This is a genomic window from Mycolicibacterium elephantis DSM 44368, from assembly GCF_004014805.1.
GTDB lineage: Bacteria > Actinomycetota > Actinomycetes > Mycobacteriales > Mycobacteriaceae > Mycobacterium > Mycobacterium elephantis.
In genome coordinates, this window is the sequence record NZ_ATDN01000013.1 from 112,090 (window position 1) to 127,864 (window position 15,775).

The 15,775-nt window shown below is 68.7% G+C and carries 11 protein-coding genes and 1 pseudogene; 8 read left to right on the forward strand and 4 right to left on the reverse strand.

What is annotated here, in order from left to right; translation table 11 throughout:
• The first annotated feature begins 55 nt into the window (after nt 1-55).
• Nucleotides 56-829: a class I SAM-dependent methyltransferase gene (locus MELE44368_RS11345; protein ID WP_164890090.1), complete on the forward strand. Its 774-nt coding sequence runs from the start codon at nt 56-58 to the stop codon at nt 827-829.
• 75 nt (nt 830-904) lie between these two features.
• Here MELE44368_RS11345 and MELE44368_RS11350 read toward each other — a convergent pair whose 3' ends face one another.
• Together MELE44368_RS11350 and MELE44368_RS11355 are read right to left on the reverse strand one after the other, a co-directional pair.
• Nucleotides 905-1,570, reverse strand: coding sequence for an enoyl-CoA hydratase-related protein (locus MELE44368_RS11350; protein ID WP_128108569.1), 666 nt, complete (start codon nt 1,568-1,570; stop codon nt 905-907).
• Entirely contained in the window at nt 1,570-2,049 is a 480-nt protein-coding gene (locus MELE44368_RS11355) for an SRPBCC family protein (protein WP_128108570.1), read from the reverse strand. The genes MELE44368_RS11350 and MELE44368_RS11355 overlap by 1 nt, the downstream gene beginning before the upstream one ends.
• Before the next feature lie 26 nt (nt 2,050-2,075).
• On the opposite strand from MELE44368_RS11355, the gene MELE44368_RS11360 reads away from it, so the two are divergent.
• From MELE44368_RS11360 to MELE44368_RS11370, 3 genes are all read left to right on the forward strand, one after another.
• Nucleotides 2,076-2,450, forward strand: coding sequence for a DUF427 domain-containing protein (locus MELE44368_RS11360; RefSeq protein WP_128108571.1), 375 nt, complete (start codon nt 2,076-2,078; stop codon nt 2,448-2,450).
• Nucleotides 2,451-2,459: 9 nt separating this feature from the next.
• On the forward strand, nt 2,460-3,383 hold the full coding sequence (locus MELE44368_RS11365; RefSeq protein ID WP_128108572.1) for a DNA-3-methyladenine glycosylase family protein: 924 nt from the start codon (nt 2,460-2,462) through the stop codon (nt 3,381-3,383).
• Nucleotides 3,384-3,540: 157 nt separating this feature from the next.
• Complete coding sequence (locus MELE44368_RS11370) at nt 3,541-4,086, forward strand: Dps family protein (protein ID WP_128108573.1); 546 nt, start codon at nt 3,541-3,543, stop codon at nt 4,084-4,086.
• 244 nt (nt 4,087-4,330) lie between these two features.
• Here MELE44368_RS11370 and MELE44368_RS11375 read toward each other — a convergent pair whose 3' ends face one another.
• Nucleotides 4,331-5,722: a chloride channel protein gene (locus MELE44368_RS11375; protein WP_128108574.1), complete on the reverse strand. Its 1,392-nt coding sequence runs from the start codon at nt 5,720-5,722 to the stop codon at nt 4,331-4,333.
• Between the two features lie 42 nt (nt 5,723-5,764).
• Nucleotides 5,765-6,568, reverse strand: a complete 804-nt coding sequence (locus tag MELE44368_RS11380) for a PaaI family thioesterase (RefSeq protein ID WP_128108575.1) — start codon at nt 6,566-6,568, stop codon at nt 5,765-5,767.
• A 61-nt stretch (nt 6,569-6,629) separates the two neighbouring features.
• Here MELE44368_RS11380 and MELE44368_RS11385 point away from each other — a divergent pair, with 61 nt between their 5' ends.
• The 4 genes and pseudogenes from MELE44368_RS11385 to MELE44368_RS11400 form a co-directional block, all read left to right on the forward strand.
• The gene (locus MELE44368_RS11385; RefSeq protein ID WP_128108576.1) at nt 6,630-8,702 is read left to right on the forward strand and encodes a heavy metal translocating P-type ATPase; all 2,073 of its coding nucleotides are present in this window, start codon (nt 6,630-6,632) and stop codon (nt 8,700-8,702) included.
• Between the two features lie 408 nt (nt 8,703-9,110).
• Complete coding sequence (gene gltB, locus MELE44368_RS11390; RefSeq protein ID WP_128108577.1) at nt 9,111-13,700, forward strand: glutamate synthase large subunit; 4,590 nt, start codon at nt 9,111-9,113, stop codon at nt 13,698-13,700.
• A complete protein-coding gene (locus tag MELE44368_RS11395; RefSeq protein ID WP_128108578.1) occupies nt 13,693-15,159 on the forward strand; it encodes a glutamate synthase subunit beta in 1,467 nt (488 codons plus the stop codon). Before gltB ends, MELE44368_RS11395 begins: the two co-directional genes overlap by 8 nt.
• A 92-nt stretch (nt 15,160-15,251) precedes the next feature.
• Nucleotides 15,252-15,737: pseudogene (locus MELE44368_RS11400) on the forward strand (polysaccharide deacetylase family protein); the annotation flags it as partial.
• Nucleotides 15,738-15,775 lie beyond the last annotated feature (38 nt).

Below are 15,775 nucleotides of genomic sequence, written 5' to 3' on the forward strand. Positions count from 1 at the left end.
CCTCGAACGGGTGGGTGAGAAACTGCACGTCGATCTGTCCGGTGCCCCGCAGACCATGCTGGCCACGCTCTACGCCAAGGCGCTGGACGCCGACCTGCCGAAACCGATCCTCGGTGACCGTTTCGCCAGAGACATCGTCGACCGCATCGACTACGACTGGTCGAAAACGTCGATCACCACGACCAATTCGCCGTCGGTGACCACCCGCACCGCACACTTCGACCTCTGGGCGCGGCAGTTCCTCGCCGTACATCCCGAGGCCGTCGTGCTGCATCTGGGCTGCGGGCTGGACGCGCGGGCATTTCGGCTGGAGCCCGGCCCCGCCGTCGAGTGGTACGACGTCGACTACCCCGACGTCGCCGACTTGCGCCGGGCGCTCTACCCGGCCCGCGACCACTACCACGTCGTGCCCGCCTCGGTCACCGACCCGGCCTGGCTCGCCGACATCCCCACCGACCGGCCGGCGCTGATGATCGCCGAGGGCCTCACCATGTATCTCGAACCGTCCGACGGCATCGCGCTGCTGCGCCGCATCGTCGACCGATTCCCTTCCGGCGAACTACAATTCGACGCGTTCAGCCGGCTCGGCATCCGGGCGCAGTGGATGAACGCGGTGGTGCGCCGTGCGGGTGCGACGCTGCGCTGGGGCGTCGACAAACCCGACGACATCGTCGACGCGGTGCCGGGAGTGCGGCTGCTGGCGTGGGTTTCGCCGTTCGACTCCCCGACGTTCGACGGGGTGGCCTGGTACTACCGCGCGGTGTCCAACACGATGCGGGCCGTGCCGTCACTGCGCTACATGGCGCAGTACCACCGCTACGCGTTCTGAGCCTGGTTCGAAACTGAAGTTGTTGCACGGAAATCGCGGAATTCGCGTGCATAAGTTCAGATCGGCGCTCGATGTCTAGCCCGCCCTCAGTTCGGCGATCACCTCGCCGTACAGCCGCGCCTTGATCGTGCCGAACACCGTACCGGCCTTGGCCGCGCGTTCCTCGGCCCGCGCGATCGCGACGTCGAGCACCTCGTCTTCGCCCGCGGTGGCCGCCACGATGCCGGCCTCGCGGGCGTCTTCGCCGCCGTAGCGCCGACCCGTCGTCATCGCCTCGTGCGCGGTCGCGATCGGCAACCGGGCCCGGATCAGCGCGTTCATCCCCGCGGTGAACGGGATGCCCAGGTCGACCTCGGGAAGGCAGAAGAAACCCCGGTCACCGCGCATGACGATCAGATCGTGCGCCAGCGCCAGCATCGCCCCCGCGGCGAACGCGTGCCCCTGCACCGCGGCGACGATCGGCGCGGGAAAGGCCAGCACCCGCGCGAACAGCGCGTGCACCTCGTTCAGGTTCGCCTCGGCGGAACCGGGGTTGGCCGCCATGAAATCCAGGTCCAGCCCGTTGGAGTAGAACTTGCCGACGCCCGTGGTGACTATGGCTTTGGGGGCCTCGGGTCCCTCGGCGGCCTCGACCTCGTCGAGCGCGGCGTTGATCTGGGCCAACCGGTCCGGATGGAAGCGGTTCTCGTCGGAGCCCAGGGTCAGCACGAACACCGCCCCGCGGCGCTGCAACTCGGTCATCAGGCGGTGCGCACGCTTTCGGCCTTCTCCTTCAACCGCCGCAACGTCACCCGGATGTGCTCGGCATTGGCGGCGTCGCGGTCCTTAACGCCGGTGGCCATGCTCGCCGGCTTACGAAACCAGCCCGGCCGCCTGTCCCACGTCCGCTCGGTCACCGTACAGCCGCCGTCGCCTGCGACGATGTCGTAGCGCCAGTGCGCGACGGGCACCCCCAAGGACCGGACGTCGAAGGCGAACGTGCGCCCCGGCTCGGCGGTGGCCACCGTGCAGGTCGTGGTCCACGTCCTGGAGCCGTTGCGGTTCCGGCCCTTGAACACCGCGCCGGGCTGCGCACGGTCGCCCTTGGACCACTCCATGGCGTGGGTCTCCTCGGCCAGCGATGCGAGCGTGGGCAGATCGGTGATCAGCGCGTACACCGTTTCCGGGTCGGCGTTGATCGTGACGGAAGCCTCGGCGGAAGGCGGCCCTTGTTGACTCATGTCGCGATCGTAGCCACCGTGGACACATGAGCGATCGCCCTGTACTGCAACCCACCGCGTCGCATCCGATCACGATCGAGCCGACCGGCCGGCGGGTCACCGTCCGGGTCGCAGGCGAAGTCGTCGCCGAGACGGAAAACGCGCTGACGCTGCGGGAGTCGACGTATCCGCCGGTGCAGTACATCCCGCGCGGCGACGTCGTGTCCGAGCGGCTCGTGCCCAGCGGCACCCAGACGTACTGCCCGTACAAGGGTGAGGCCGGCTACTACCACGTCGTCACCGCGGCGGGCGACACCGTCGACGACGTGATCTGGACCTACCGGCAGCCCTATCCCGCCGTCGCGGCCATCGCCGGACACGTCGCGTTCTACCCCGACAAGGCCGACATCACCATCGCCTAGCCTGAAGCTGTGCACAGCTCGGTCAGCGTCGTGCGCCGGGTGGTCTTCGACGGGCCGGTCAGTCCCGGCCTGACGCTGTCGCCGTTGCGCCGTGGCCGGTCGGACCCGTGCTATCACGACGCGCCCGACGGCGCGATCTGGCGCACTAGCCTGATGCGCAGCGGCCCGGTCACCGCCCGCATCACCAAATCTGCGCCCGACACCGTCGACTGCGAGGCATGGGGAAGTGGCGCAACGGAATTCGCCGACACCCTGCCTGCCCTGCTGGGCAGCCAGGACGACAGCTCCGGGTTCGCGCCGGAGGAACCCACCATCGCCGCGGCTCGCCGGAGGGTGCCGCATCTGCGGCTGGGCCGCACCGACCGGGTGCTCGAAGCGCTGATCCCCGCGGTTCTCGAGCAGCGGGTGTACGGCAAGGACGCGCGCCGGGCCTGGCGGACGCTGGTCACCAAGTACGGCACGCCCGCGCCGGGCCCCGCGCCCGCGCACCTGCGGGTGCCGCCGCCCGCCGAGGTGTGGCGGCGCATCCCGTCGTGGGAGTTCCACAAGGCCAACGTCGACCCGCGCCGGGCCCGCACGATCGTGGGCTGCGCCCAGCGGGCGGACGCGCTGGAGCGGTTGGCCGTCCGTCCGCCCGAGCAGGCGCGCGCCGCGCTGATGTCGCTTCCCGGTGTCGGGGAGTGGACGGCAGCCGAGACCGTCCAGCGGGCGTTCGGCGACGCCGACGCGTTGTCGGTCGGGGACTTTCACCTCGCCAAGATGATCGGTTGGAGCCTGCTCGGCCATCCGATCGACGACGCCGCCATGGTCGAACTTCTCGCGCCGCTGCGGCCCCACCGCCACCGTGCCGTGCGGCTGCTGGAGGTCAGCGGTATGGCGGTGCTGCCGCGGTTCGGCCCGCGACAGGCGATCCCGCGACTTCGCGCGATCTAGCGCGGCTCAGTCGGCGAACACGCGCCGCTGAAACGGCGTCGAGTCCGCCGTCGACGCCAGCACCGTGCTGCTGTGGTCATCGTCGCCCGCCCCGGTTAGCTGCCTCGCCGGTTGGGTACTCGGCGCACGACGACCGATGATGTGAAGGAGCAATTCGATGAGTGGATACACCATTCCGGGCCTGTCCGAGCGCGACGCTGCCAAGGTGGCCGACCTGCTGCAGAAGCAGCTGAGCACCTACAACGATCTGCACTTGACCCTCAAGCACGTGCACTGGAACGTCGTCGGACCCAACTTCATCGGCGTGCACGAGATGATCGACCCGCAGGTGGAACTCGTGCGCGGTTATGCCGACGAGGCCGCCGAGCGCATTGCGGCACTGGGCAAGTCGCCGCTCGGCACGCCCGGCGCGATCCTCAAGGACCGCACCTGGGACGACTACTCCGTGGAGCGAGACACCGCGCAGGCCCACCTCGCGGCGCTCGACCTGGTCTACAGCGGGGTCATCGAGGACACCCGTAAGTGCATCGACATGCTCGAGGACCTCGATCTGGTGTCGCAGGACATGCTCATCGGCCACACCGGCGAGCTGGAGAAGTTCCAGTGGTTCATCCGGGCGCATCTGGAAAACTCCGGCGGCGAACTCGCCAACCGTGGGGCGCGCACCGAGAAGGGCGCGGCGCGGAGTGTGAAAAAGAAGTAGGCAGACGAGATTGGCGACCGGGGTCCCCCATCCTCACCCCCGGTCGCCAACCGTCGAGCGGCTATCCACCGCTATGGTGCTGGCTACCCCCCGATCTGCCAGCGGCCGCGTGCGACAAGCAACATGTTATGTGGAGTTCACCAAGATCAATAGGGTTTTGAAAAACCAAATTTCAAGCGTGAATACGCAAGCACTTTGCGGCTTCCGCAAACTCCAATGGCACTGTCAGCAACCGTCGCGGAGGCTATTCGGGGCTCCGTTGCGCGGCGGCGGCGTCGCGGTCGGCGCGCTGCGCCTGATAGATCGACACGTCGGTGCGCAGGATCAGCAGGTAGGCGATGCCGACGGCGACCATCGCGCACGGGATGACGGAGAAGGAGCCGGTCATCTCGGCGACCATGATCATCACCGCCAGGGGTGCGTGCGCGACGCTGCCGAAGCAGGCCATCATCCCGACAACGACGAAAACGGCTGGGCTGTCGGGGATTCCGGGAAGGTCGAGGTCGTGGCCCAACCGCCAGATCGCCGCACCGACAAACGCGCCGATGACCACGCCGGGTCCGAAGATGCCGCCCGAGCCGCCCGTGCCGATCGACAGCGAGGTCGCGATGATCTTGGCCAGCGGCAGCAGCAGCACGATCCACAGCGGCATGGCCAGCAGCGTGTCGGCCGCTCCGGCCTTCTGCGCCCAGCCGTAGCCGCTGGCCAGGATCTGCGGGATCAGCAGCGCCAGCAGACCGACCGCCAGCCCGCCGAGCGCCGGCTTGATCACCTTGTGGCCCGGCAGCTTCGCCGTCAGCGCGACCGTTCCGTAGAACATCCGCGCGTACAGATAGCCGAAGAAGGCCGCGACGACGCCGATCGCCAGAAACCACGCCAGGTCCAGCGGATGATCGAACCGGAAGTCGGGGGCCATGAACCCGAACAGCGGATCGAATCCGAGGATCGAACCCAGCACGGCGTAGGCCGTCGCCGAGGTGATGAACCCCGGAATCAACGCCTTGAAGTCGAAGTCCTCGCGGTAGATGATCGACGCGGCCAGCACCGCCCCGCCCAGCGGCGCGCCGAAGATCGCCCCGATGCCCGAGCCGATGCCCAGCGACACCGCGATACGCCCGTCCTCGTACGGCAGGTTCAGCCAACGGGTGAGCAGTGAACCGAAGCCGGCCGAGATCTGCGCTGCAGGGCCTTCCCGGCCGCCGGATCCGCCGGAGCCGATGGTCAGCGCGCTGGCGATGGTCTTGACGACGATCGCCCGCCCCCGGATCGCGCGCGGGTCGGTGTGCACCGCCTCGATCGCGCTGTCGGTGCCGTGGCCCTCGGCCTCCGGCGCGAACTTCGCGACCAGCAGGGCCGACACCAGCGCGCCGCCGAACGCCACCAACGGAATCGCCCACGGCCGGTCGAAGCCCGGCGAGCCGGGGTCGCCGCCGTCGCCGATCGGTTTGGGAATGTCGTAGCCGGCCAGATAACCGAGCAGGAAGCGCCCGGCGTAGTCGAGGGCCAGATAGAACGTCACCGCACCGAGCCCGGCGATGACACCGATCGCGATCCCCAGGATCAGCCACTTGCGCAGATAGCCCGACCGTCGGATGAATCCGCCTAGTCCACCGCCGGTTTCGGGGGGATCGGGCATGTTGCGGATGCTAGTCGACTCCTCGGCGCCGAACCACCGGCTTTAGCGGTATGCGGTGACCCAGGCGAGGATCGCCGGCACGCCGTCGGCGCCCACAGCTTGTGCCTCGGCGATGCCGGTCCGGCGTCCGACACGTAAAGCCGTTCCGAGGTAACGCGATTCGGCTCCGCCGTGAAACTCGCGCATGAAGTTCACCCGCAGCGACGCGGTGCGCAGAGGTACGTGCTCGCGTTCGGCGTTTATCGCCGCCGAGGCCACCATCTCGAGCGCCATGGCCGAAACGCCGCCGTGCACGATCCCGAGGCTGTTGTTGAGCACCGGATCGGATGCCTGCAGAAGCACTTGGCCGGCGCCGCCCCCTTCGGCGACGGTGACGGCCATCTTCTCGGCGAGCGGGACCGGTGGCGGCGGGCCCGTCGGACCGTCGGGGAACTCCATCACCCGGCCCGGCGCACTGATGAAGAACGAACGCACGGTCGCGGTGGCCAGGACGACGTCGCGGTGGGTGAACTCGCACAACCCCAGCGCGACCTCGCCCTTCGGGCCGAACGGCCGGGCCGTTGCGACCACCGGCACGTCGGGCGCCGAGGCGATCAGCTCCGCCGCCTCGGGCCTCAGCTCCAACGACAACTCGCTGGTCACCGTCCACTCGTCGGTGTCGCGGCGGTGATGGTTGACGAGGCCTCCGACGTGGTCCACCAGCATCGCCAGCGGTGCGACCGTGGGCGCGCCGGTCAGCGGGTTGACCGCCCGGCCGGCGGGAATCGAGGCCACACAGCGGTGCGGCCCCTCTTCGGACGTCACCACGCCGAACCGGCCCAACGGGGTACACAGCGGATATGACATCGCGAACCAGCCTCACCCCACAGGTATGGCGATATACCCCCTAGGGGTATACAGTGACCGCATGACCTCACATGACACGCACGTCGGCCACGCCACGTCCCAACCGGCGAGGACCCAACACGGCGAACACGGCGGCCATGAGGGGCACGGCGGTCACGGGGATCATGTCGCGCAGTTCCAGCGGCTGTTCTGGATCATGTTGGTGCTCGCGATCCCGACGGCCGGACTGTCGGAGATGTTCGCGATGATCCTCGGCTACTCCGTGCCCGACGTGCCGGGTGCGCGATGGGTGTCACCCGTACTGGGCACGGTGATGTACCTGTGGGGTGGCCGTCCGTTCCTCACCGGCGCGGTCAGTGAGATCCGTTCCCGCACACCGGGAATGATGTTGCTGATCGGGTTGGCGCTCACCGTCGCGTTCGTGTCGTCGTGGGGTGCGAGCCTGGGCCTGCTGCACCACCAGCTCGACTTCTGGTGGGAGCTGGCGCTGCTGATCGTGATCATGCTGTTTGGCCACTGGATCGAGATGCGCTCGCTGGCGCAGACCACCTCCGCACTCGACTCGCTGGCGGCCCTGCTGCCCGACGAGGCCGAACGGGTGGTCGGCGACGACGACGTCGAGGTCGTCGCGCCCGCCGACCTGCGCGCCGGCGACGTCGTGATCGTGCGGCCCGGCGGCAGCGTGCCCGCCGACGGCGAGATCACCGACGGCACCGCGGACGTCGACGAGTCGATGGTCACCGGCGAGTCGCGGCCGGTGCGCCGCGGCGTGGGCGATCACGTGGTGGCGGGCACCGTCGCCACCGACTCGGGGCTGCGGGTGAGGGTGACCGCCGTCGGCGAGGACACCGCGCTCGCCGGCATCCAGCGGTTGGTGACCGAGGCGCAGAACTCGTCGTCGCGGGCGCAGCGAATCGCCGATGTCGCGGCGGGCTGGCTGTTCTGGTTCGCGCTGGGAGCGGCCGCGATCACGGCGGTGGTCTGGGGCTTCGTCGGTGTTCCCCAGCAGGCGGTGATCCGGACGATCACGGTGCTGGTGATCGCCTGCCCGCACGCGCTGGGGCTGGCGATCCCCCTGGTGGTCTCGATCGCGACCGAACGCGCCGCGCGGGGCGGCGTGCTGGTCAAGGACCGGCTCGCGCTGGAGAGCATGCGCACGGTCGGCGCGGTGTTGTTCGACAAGACCGGCACGTTGACCAAGGGCGAGCCGACGGTGACCGGCGTAGTCGCCGCCCCAGGCCACGGCGAGGACGAGGTGGTGGCCCTCGCCGCCGCCGCCGAGTCCGATTCCGAGCACCCGCTGGCCAGGGCGATCGTGGAGACCGCTCGTCGCCGCGCACTGACGGTGCCTGCCTGGTCGGACTTCACGTCGTCACCCGCGGTCGGCGTCAGCGCGACGGTGGACGGCAGGACCGTGCAGGTCGGGGGACCACGGCTGCTCGCCGAAGCCGGCCAAGAAGAGCTGCCCGGCGTCGAGCGATGGCGTGAACAGGGCGCGACCATCCTGCACGTGCTCGTCGATGGGATGCCGGTCGGCGCGGTGGCCCTGGCGGACGAGGTGCGCGAGGAGTCGCGGCAGGCCGTGGACGCGCTGCACCGGCTCGGCATCGCGGTGATGATGATCACCGGCGACGCGCAGGCGGTCGCCGACTCGGTGGCCGCCGAACTGGGCATCGACCGGGTTTTCGCCGGGGTGCGGCCCGAGGACAAGGCCGCCAAGGTGGCGGCGCTGCAAACCGAGGGGCTCAAGGTCGCGATGGTCGGTGACGGCGTCAACGACGCACCGGCGCTGGCGCAGGCGGACGTCGGTATCGCGATCGGCGCGGGCACCGACGTGGCGATCGCCTCGGCAGGGGTGATCCTCGCCAGTTCCGACCCGCGGTCGGTGCTTTCGGTGATCGAGCTGTCCAAGGCGGCGTACCGCAAGATGAAGCAAAACCTTTGGTGGGCAGCGGGATACAACTTGATCGCGGTGCCGTTGGCGGCCGGTGTGCTGGCGCCGGTCGGCTTCGTGATGCCGATGTCGGTCGGCGCGCTGCTGATGTCGGCGTCCACCGTGGTGGTGGCGCTCAACGCCCAGCTGCTGCGAAGGCTGGACTTGTCGCCCGAGGCGAGCGTACGGGCCGTTCTCTAAGAATCTGACTAGGCTTTGCGCAAAGGGGCTGTGATGAAGTTCACCCAGCCTGAAGCTGTGGTCTTGGTCTCACAGCAAATCCAACGACCAGCGAAAAGTTAGGATCGGCCAGTCTCTTGACACGGCCGCCATCCGGGTATCTAAATGAAACGCGCTGCGCAGCAACGGTATTCGGAAGCGGGACCGGTGGGGGCGGGTGACGGGCCCAACGAGCCGTCCCGGGGTAGTTAGGGTCCACTAAGTTGGCATGTCAGGCATGGTTTGCATATCGTTTTCTCCACTTAGGCGAGTTGGGTTTGGACCGTCGTTCGATGCAGCACGGAGGTGCCCCTCGTAGGCCGGCCGCAACGCCGCTGTACGGCCGCCGTTGAGAACAGCTTCAGGCGTGCGGAAAAGGGATAGGTGGGAATGACGCCCAGGATTCAAGGGCTCTACAACCCCGCGTTCGAGCACGACGCGTGCGGCGTGGCCATGGTGGCCGACATGCACGGTCGTCGCAGTCGCGACATCGTCGACAAGGCAATCACCGCGCTGTTGAACCTGGAGCACCGTGGTGCCCAGGGTGCAGAGCCGCACACCGGCGACGGGGCGGGCATCCTGCTGCAGGTTCCCGACGAGTTCCTGCGGGCTGTTCTGAAGGAACAGGGGGCCTTCGAACTGCCTCCCTACGGCAGCTACGCGACGGGCATGGCGTTCCTGCCGCAGTCGTCCAAGGACGCCGCCGCGGCCTGCGAGTCCGTCGAGAAGATCGCCGAGGCCGAGGGGCTTCAGGTGCTGGGCTGGCGCGAGGTGCCCACCGACGAGTCGTCGCTGGGGGCGCTGGCGCGCGACGCGATGCCGACGTTCCGCCAGCTGTTCCTCGCGGGCGCCTCGGGCATGGACCTGGAGCGCCGCGCCTACGTGGTGCGCAAGCGCGCCGAGCACGAGCTGGGCACCCGGGGGCCGGGCCAGGACGGGCCCGGGCGTGAAACCGTCTATTTCCCAAGCCTTTCCGGGCAGACCTTCGTCTACAAGGGCATGCTGACCACGCCCCAGCTCAAGGCGTTCTATCTGGACCTGCAGGACGAGCGGCTCACCAGCGCGCTGGGCATCGTGCACTCGCGGTTCTCCACCAACACGTTCCCGTCGTGGCCGCTGGCGCATCCGTTCCGGCGCATCGCCCACAACGGTGAGATCAACACCGTTACCGGCAACGAGAACTGGATGCGGGCGCGCGAGGCGCTGATCCGCACCGATCTGTTCGGGTCCGACCTGGAGAAGATCACGCCCGTCTGCACCCCCGGCGCGTCCGACACCGCGCGGTTCGACGAGGTGCTGGAGTTGCTGCACCTCGGTGGCCGCAGCCTGCCGCACGCGGTGCTGATGATGATCCCCGAGGCCTGGGAGCGCCACGAGTCGATGGATCCGGCCCGCAGGGCGTTCTACGAGTTCCACGACTCGCTGATGGAACCGTGGGACGGCCCGGCGTCGGTGTGCTTCACCGACGGCACCGTGGTCGGCGCCGTGCTGGACCGCAACGGCCTTCGGCCATCGCGGATCTGGGTGACCGACGACGGCCTCGTCGTGATGGCCTCGGAAGCCGGCGTGCTCAACCTCGACCCGTCCACCGTGGTCCGCAAGATGCGGTTGCAGCCCGGCCGCATGTTCCTGGTCGACACCGCTCAGGGCCGCATCGTCGACGACGAGGAGATCAAGGCCGAACTCGCCGCCGAGCATCCCTATCAGGAATGGCTCGACCAGGGCCTGTTCCGTCTCGACGAACTGCCGCAGGGTGACTACGTGCGGATGCCGCACCACCGGGTGGTGTTGCGCCAGCAGGCTTTCGGCTACACCTACGAGGAACTCAACCTGCTCGTCGCGCCGATGGCCCGCACCGGCGCCGAGCCGATCGGCTCGATGGGCACCGACACCCCGATCGCGGTGCTGTCCGCGCGGCCGCGGATGTTGTTCGACTACTTCCACCAGATGTTCGCCCAGGTCACCAACCCGCCGCTGGACGCCATCCGCGAAGAGGTGGTGACCAGCCTGCAGGGCGCCATGGGCCCGGAGGGCGACCTGCTGAACCCGGGTCCGGAGTCGTGCCGCCAGATCGTGCTGTCGCAGCCGATCATCCGCAACCACGAACTGGCCAAGCTGGTCAACCTCGACCCCGAGCAGGAGATCGACGGCCGTCGCCACGGCCTGTCCACCGCCGTGATCCGCTGCCTGTACCCGGTGAACCGGGGCGGGCAGGGCCTCAGGGAGGCCCTCGACAACGTGCGGGCCAAGGTGTCGGCGGCCATCCGCGACGGCGCGCGCATCATCGTGTTGTCCGACCGTGAGTCCAACGAGCAGATGGCGCCGATCCCGTCGCTGCTGGCCGTGTCGGCCGTGCACCACCACCTGGTGCGCGACCGCACCCGCACCCAGGTGGGTCTGGTCGTCGAATGCGGCGACGCGCGCGAGGTGCACCACATGGCCTGCCTGGTCGGCTTCGGCGCGGCGGCGATCAACCCGTACATGGTGTTCGAGTCGATCGAAGACATGGTCGACCGCGGCGTTCTGATAGGACTCGACAGCGAAACCGCCAAGAGCAACTACGTCAAGGCGGCCGGCAAGGGTGTTCTGAAGGTGATGTCCAAGATGGGCATCTCGACGCTGGCCTCCTACACCGGAGCGCAGCTGTTCCAGGCCATCGGCATCAGCCAGCAGGTGCTCGACGAGTACTTCACCGGGTTGACGTGCCCGGTCGGCGGCATCGACCTCGACGACATCGCCGACGACGTGGCCGCCCGGCACCGGCTGGCCTACCTCGATCAGCCCACCGAATGGGCGCACCGCGAACTCGAGGTCGGTGGCGAGTACCAGTGGCGGCGCGAGGGCGAGTACCACCTGTTCAACCCCGACACGGTGTTCAAGCTGCAGCACTCCACCCGCTCCGGCCAGTACTCGATCTTCAAGGAGTACACCAAGCTGGTCGACGACCAGAGCGAGCGGATGGCCTCGCTGCGTGGGCTGCTCAAGTTCAAAGACGGTGTGCGCCCGCCGGTCCCGCTCGACGAGGTGGAGCCGGCCAGCGAGATCGTCAAGCGGTTCTCGACCGGCGCGATGAGCTACGGCTCGATCTCCGCCGAAGCCCACGAGACGCTGGCCATCGCGATGAACCGCCTTGGCGCCCGGTCGAATTCAGGTGAGGGCGGTGAGCACGTCAGCCGGTTCGACCCCGACGAGAACGGCGACTGGCGGCGCAGCGCCATCAAACAGGTGGCCTCCGGCCGGTTCGGTGTCACCAGCCACTACCTGACCAACTGCACCGACATCCAGATCAAGATGGCGCAGGGAGCCAAGCCCGGTGAGGGCGGCCAGCTTCCGGGCAACAAGGTGTATCCGTGGGTGGCCGAGGTGCGCCACTCCACCCCCGGTGTGGGGCTGATCTCGCCCCCGCCGCACCACGACATCTACTCGATCGAGGATCTGGCGCAGCTGATCCACGACCTCAAGAACGCCAACCCGCAGGCCCGCGTGCACGTCAAGCTGGTCAGTGAGTCGGGCGTCGGCACCGTGGCCGCGGGCGTCTCGAAGGCGCACGCCGACGTGGTGCTGATCTCCGGCCACGACGGCGGCACCGGCGCCACGCCGCTGACGTCGATGAAGCACGCCGGGGCGCCGTGGGAGCTCGGCTTGGTCGAGACCCAGCAGACGTTGCTGCTCAACGGCCTTCGCGACCGCATCGTGGTCCAGGTCGACGGTCAGCTCAAGACCGGACGTGACGTGGTGATCGCCGCGTTGCTCGGCGCCGAGGAGTTCGGCTTCGCCACCGCGCCGCTGGTGGTGTCGGGCTGCATCATGATGCGGGTGTGTCACCTCGACACCTGCCCGGTCGGGGTCGCGACGCAGAACCCGATCCTGCGTCAACGCTTCACCGGCAAGCCGGAATTCGTCGAGAACTTCTTCCTGTTCATCGCCGAGGAAGTGCGCGAGCTGATGGCGCAGCTGGGCTTCCGCACCGTCAACGAGATGGTCGGCCACGTCGACGCGCTGGACACCACCAAGGCCGCCGAGCACTGGAAGGCCCACAAGCTGGACCTGACGCCGGTGCTGCATCAGCCCGAGTCGGCGTTCATGAACCAGGACCTGTACTGCAGCTCACGCCAGGACCACGGCCTGGACAAGGCGCTCGACCAGCAGCTGATCGTGATGTGCCGCGAAGCGCTGGACTCCGGTACGCCCGTTCGTTTCTCGACGACGATCGGCAATGTCAACCGCACCGTGGGCACCATGCTCGGCCACGAGGTCACCAAAGCCTACGGCGGACAGGGACTTCCGGACGGAACCATCGACATCACGTTCGACGGGTCGGCGGGCAACAGCTTCGGCGCCTTCGTCCCGAAGGGAATCACGCTGCGGGTGTACGGCGACGCCAACGATTATGTCGGCAAGGGCCTTTCGGGCGGGCGGATCGTCATCCGGCCATCCGACAACGCGCCCTCCGGCTATGTCGCCGAGGACAACATCATCGCCGGCAACGTGATCCTGTTCGGCGCCACCAGCGGGGAGATGTTCCTGCGCGGCCAGGTGGGGGAGCGGTTCGCGGTGCGCAACTCCGGCGCGCACGCGGTCGTCGAAGGCGTCGGCGACCACGGCTGTGAGTACATGACCGGTGGACGGATCGTCATCCTCGGCCCGACCGGCCGCAACTTCGCGGCAGGCATGTCCGGAGGCATCGCCTACGTCTACGACCCGAACAAGAAGCTGCCGCAGAATCTCAACGCCGAGATGGTGGACCTCGAGGACCTCGACGACGAGGACCTGCAGTGGCTGCAGGGCATTATCCAGGCCCATGTGGACGCCACCGATTCCGCTGTCGGGCAGCGCATCCTCGACGATTGGAGCGCCCACGTGAAGCACTTCACCAAGGTGATGCCCCGCGACTACCGGCGGGTGCTGGAAGCCATCGCCGACGCCGAACAGCGCGCCGTCGACGTCGACGAAGCGATCATGGCGGCCGCCGGTGGCTGATCCACGCGGCTTCCTCAAGCACACCCGTCGTGAGACCCCGCCGCGACGGCCGGTCCCGCTGCGCCTTCGCGACTGGAAAGAGGTCTACGAGGACTTCTCCCACGACACGCTGCGCGAGCAGGCGGCCCGCTGCATGGACTGCGGAATCCCGTTCTGCCACAACGGCTGTCCGCTGGGGAACCTGATCCCCGAGTGGAACGATCTGGTCCGCACCGACCGCTGGCACGACGCGATCGAGCGGCTGCACGCCACCAACAACTTCCCGGAGTTCACCGGACGCCTGTGCCCGGCGCCGTGCGAGGGGTCGTGTGTGCTCGGCATCAACCAGGATCCGGTCACCATCAAGCAGGTCGAGGTCGAGATCATCGACAATGCCTTCGAAGAGGGCTGGGTGGTGCCGCTGCCGCCCGCCGTGCGCACCGGCAAGACCGTCGCCGTCGTCGGCTCGGGCCCGGCCGGCCTGGCCGCCGCCCAGCAGCTCACCCGCGCCGGTCACACCGTGACGGTGTTCGAGCGCGACGACCGCATCGGCGGCCTGCTGCGCTACGGCATCCCGGAATTCAAGATGGAGAAGCGCCACATCGACCGTCGGCTCGAGCAGATGATTGCCGAGGGCACCGAGTTCCGGCCCGGCGTCAACGTCGGGGTGGACCTCACCGCACAGCAGCTGCGCAAGGACTTCGACGCGGTGGTGCTGGCCGGCGGCGCGACCGCGTGGCGCGACCTGCCGATCCCCGGCCGTGAGCTCGACGGCATCCACCAGGCGATGGAATACCTGCCGTGGGCCAACCGGGTTCAGCACGGCGACCCCGTGACGGGGCCGGACGGCGAACCGCCGATCACCGCCAAGGGCAAGAAGGTCGTCATCATCGGCGGCGGTGACACCGGCGCCGACTGCCTGGGCACCGCGCACCGCCAGGGCGCGGCGAGCGTGCACCAGTTCGAGATCATGCCGCGCCCGCCGGACACCCGCGCCGATTCCACGCCATGGCCGGTCTATCCGTTGATGTTCCGGGTCTCCTCGGCGCATGAGGAGGGCGGCGAGCGGGTGTACTCGGTCAACACCGAGGAGTTCGTCGGCAGCGACGGGAAGGTCACCGGGCTGCGCGGCCACGAGGTGCGCATGGAGGACGGCAAGTTCGTCAAGGTCGACGGCACCGAGTTCACGCTGGAGGCCGACCTGGTGCTGCTGGCGATGGGCTTCGTCGGACCTGAGCGGGCCGGCCTTCTGACCGACCTCGGCCTGGAGTTCACCGAACGCGGAAACGTCGCGCGGGACGCCGACTTCGCCACCTCGGTGCCCGGGGTGTTCGTGGCCGGCGATATGGGTCGGGGCCAGTCGCTGATCGTGTGGGCGATCGCCGAGGGCCGCGCCGCCGCGGCCGGCGTCGACCGGTACCTGATGGGGCAGACCGCGCTGCCCGCGCCGATCAAGCCGACCGCGGTTCCGCAGCGCTAGTTCGTGCCGTTCCAGCGCCGAGCTGGGCCGAAGGCGGCGACACGCCGCGCAATCAGACGTTTTTGCGTCTACTCGCGGGACAGTAGTGGGCGATGAGCGGCCGCTCCCGCATCCCCCGCGCCGGGGCCGAGTTCAACCGGCGCCATTTCATCGCGGGTCTGTCGGTGGCGACGCTGGGGGCGATCGGGTTGAGCAGGTGCGCCACGGACGGTCGCCCGCAGGTGGCGGGGGTGGCGGCCGAGGCGCCGAAACCTGCCCCGCAACTGTTGCCGCCTCCGCCGAAGACGGCCCGCATCGCACTGCCGGACGGGGTGCTCAGCATCCTGCCCGGGGACGGGGATCTGCTGGCGCTGACGGTCGACGACGGGGTGAGCAGCGAGGTGGTTCGCGCCTACACCCAGTTCGCCAAGGACACCGGCGTGCGACTGACGTACTTCGTCAACGGCATCTACCGGTCGTGGACCGACCACGCCGACCTGTTGCGGCCGTTGGTCGACGACGGGCAGATCCAGCTGGCCAACCACACGTGGTCACATCCGGACCTGACCAAGCTGCCGCTGGCCGAGGTCACGTCCCGTGGAGTGGTGTAAGAGCGGTCGCGTGTCCGCGTGTGGCT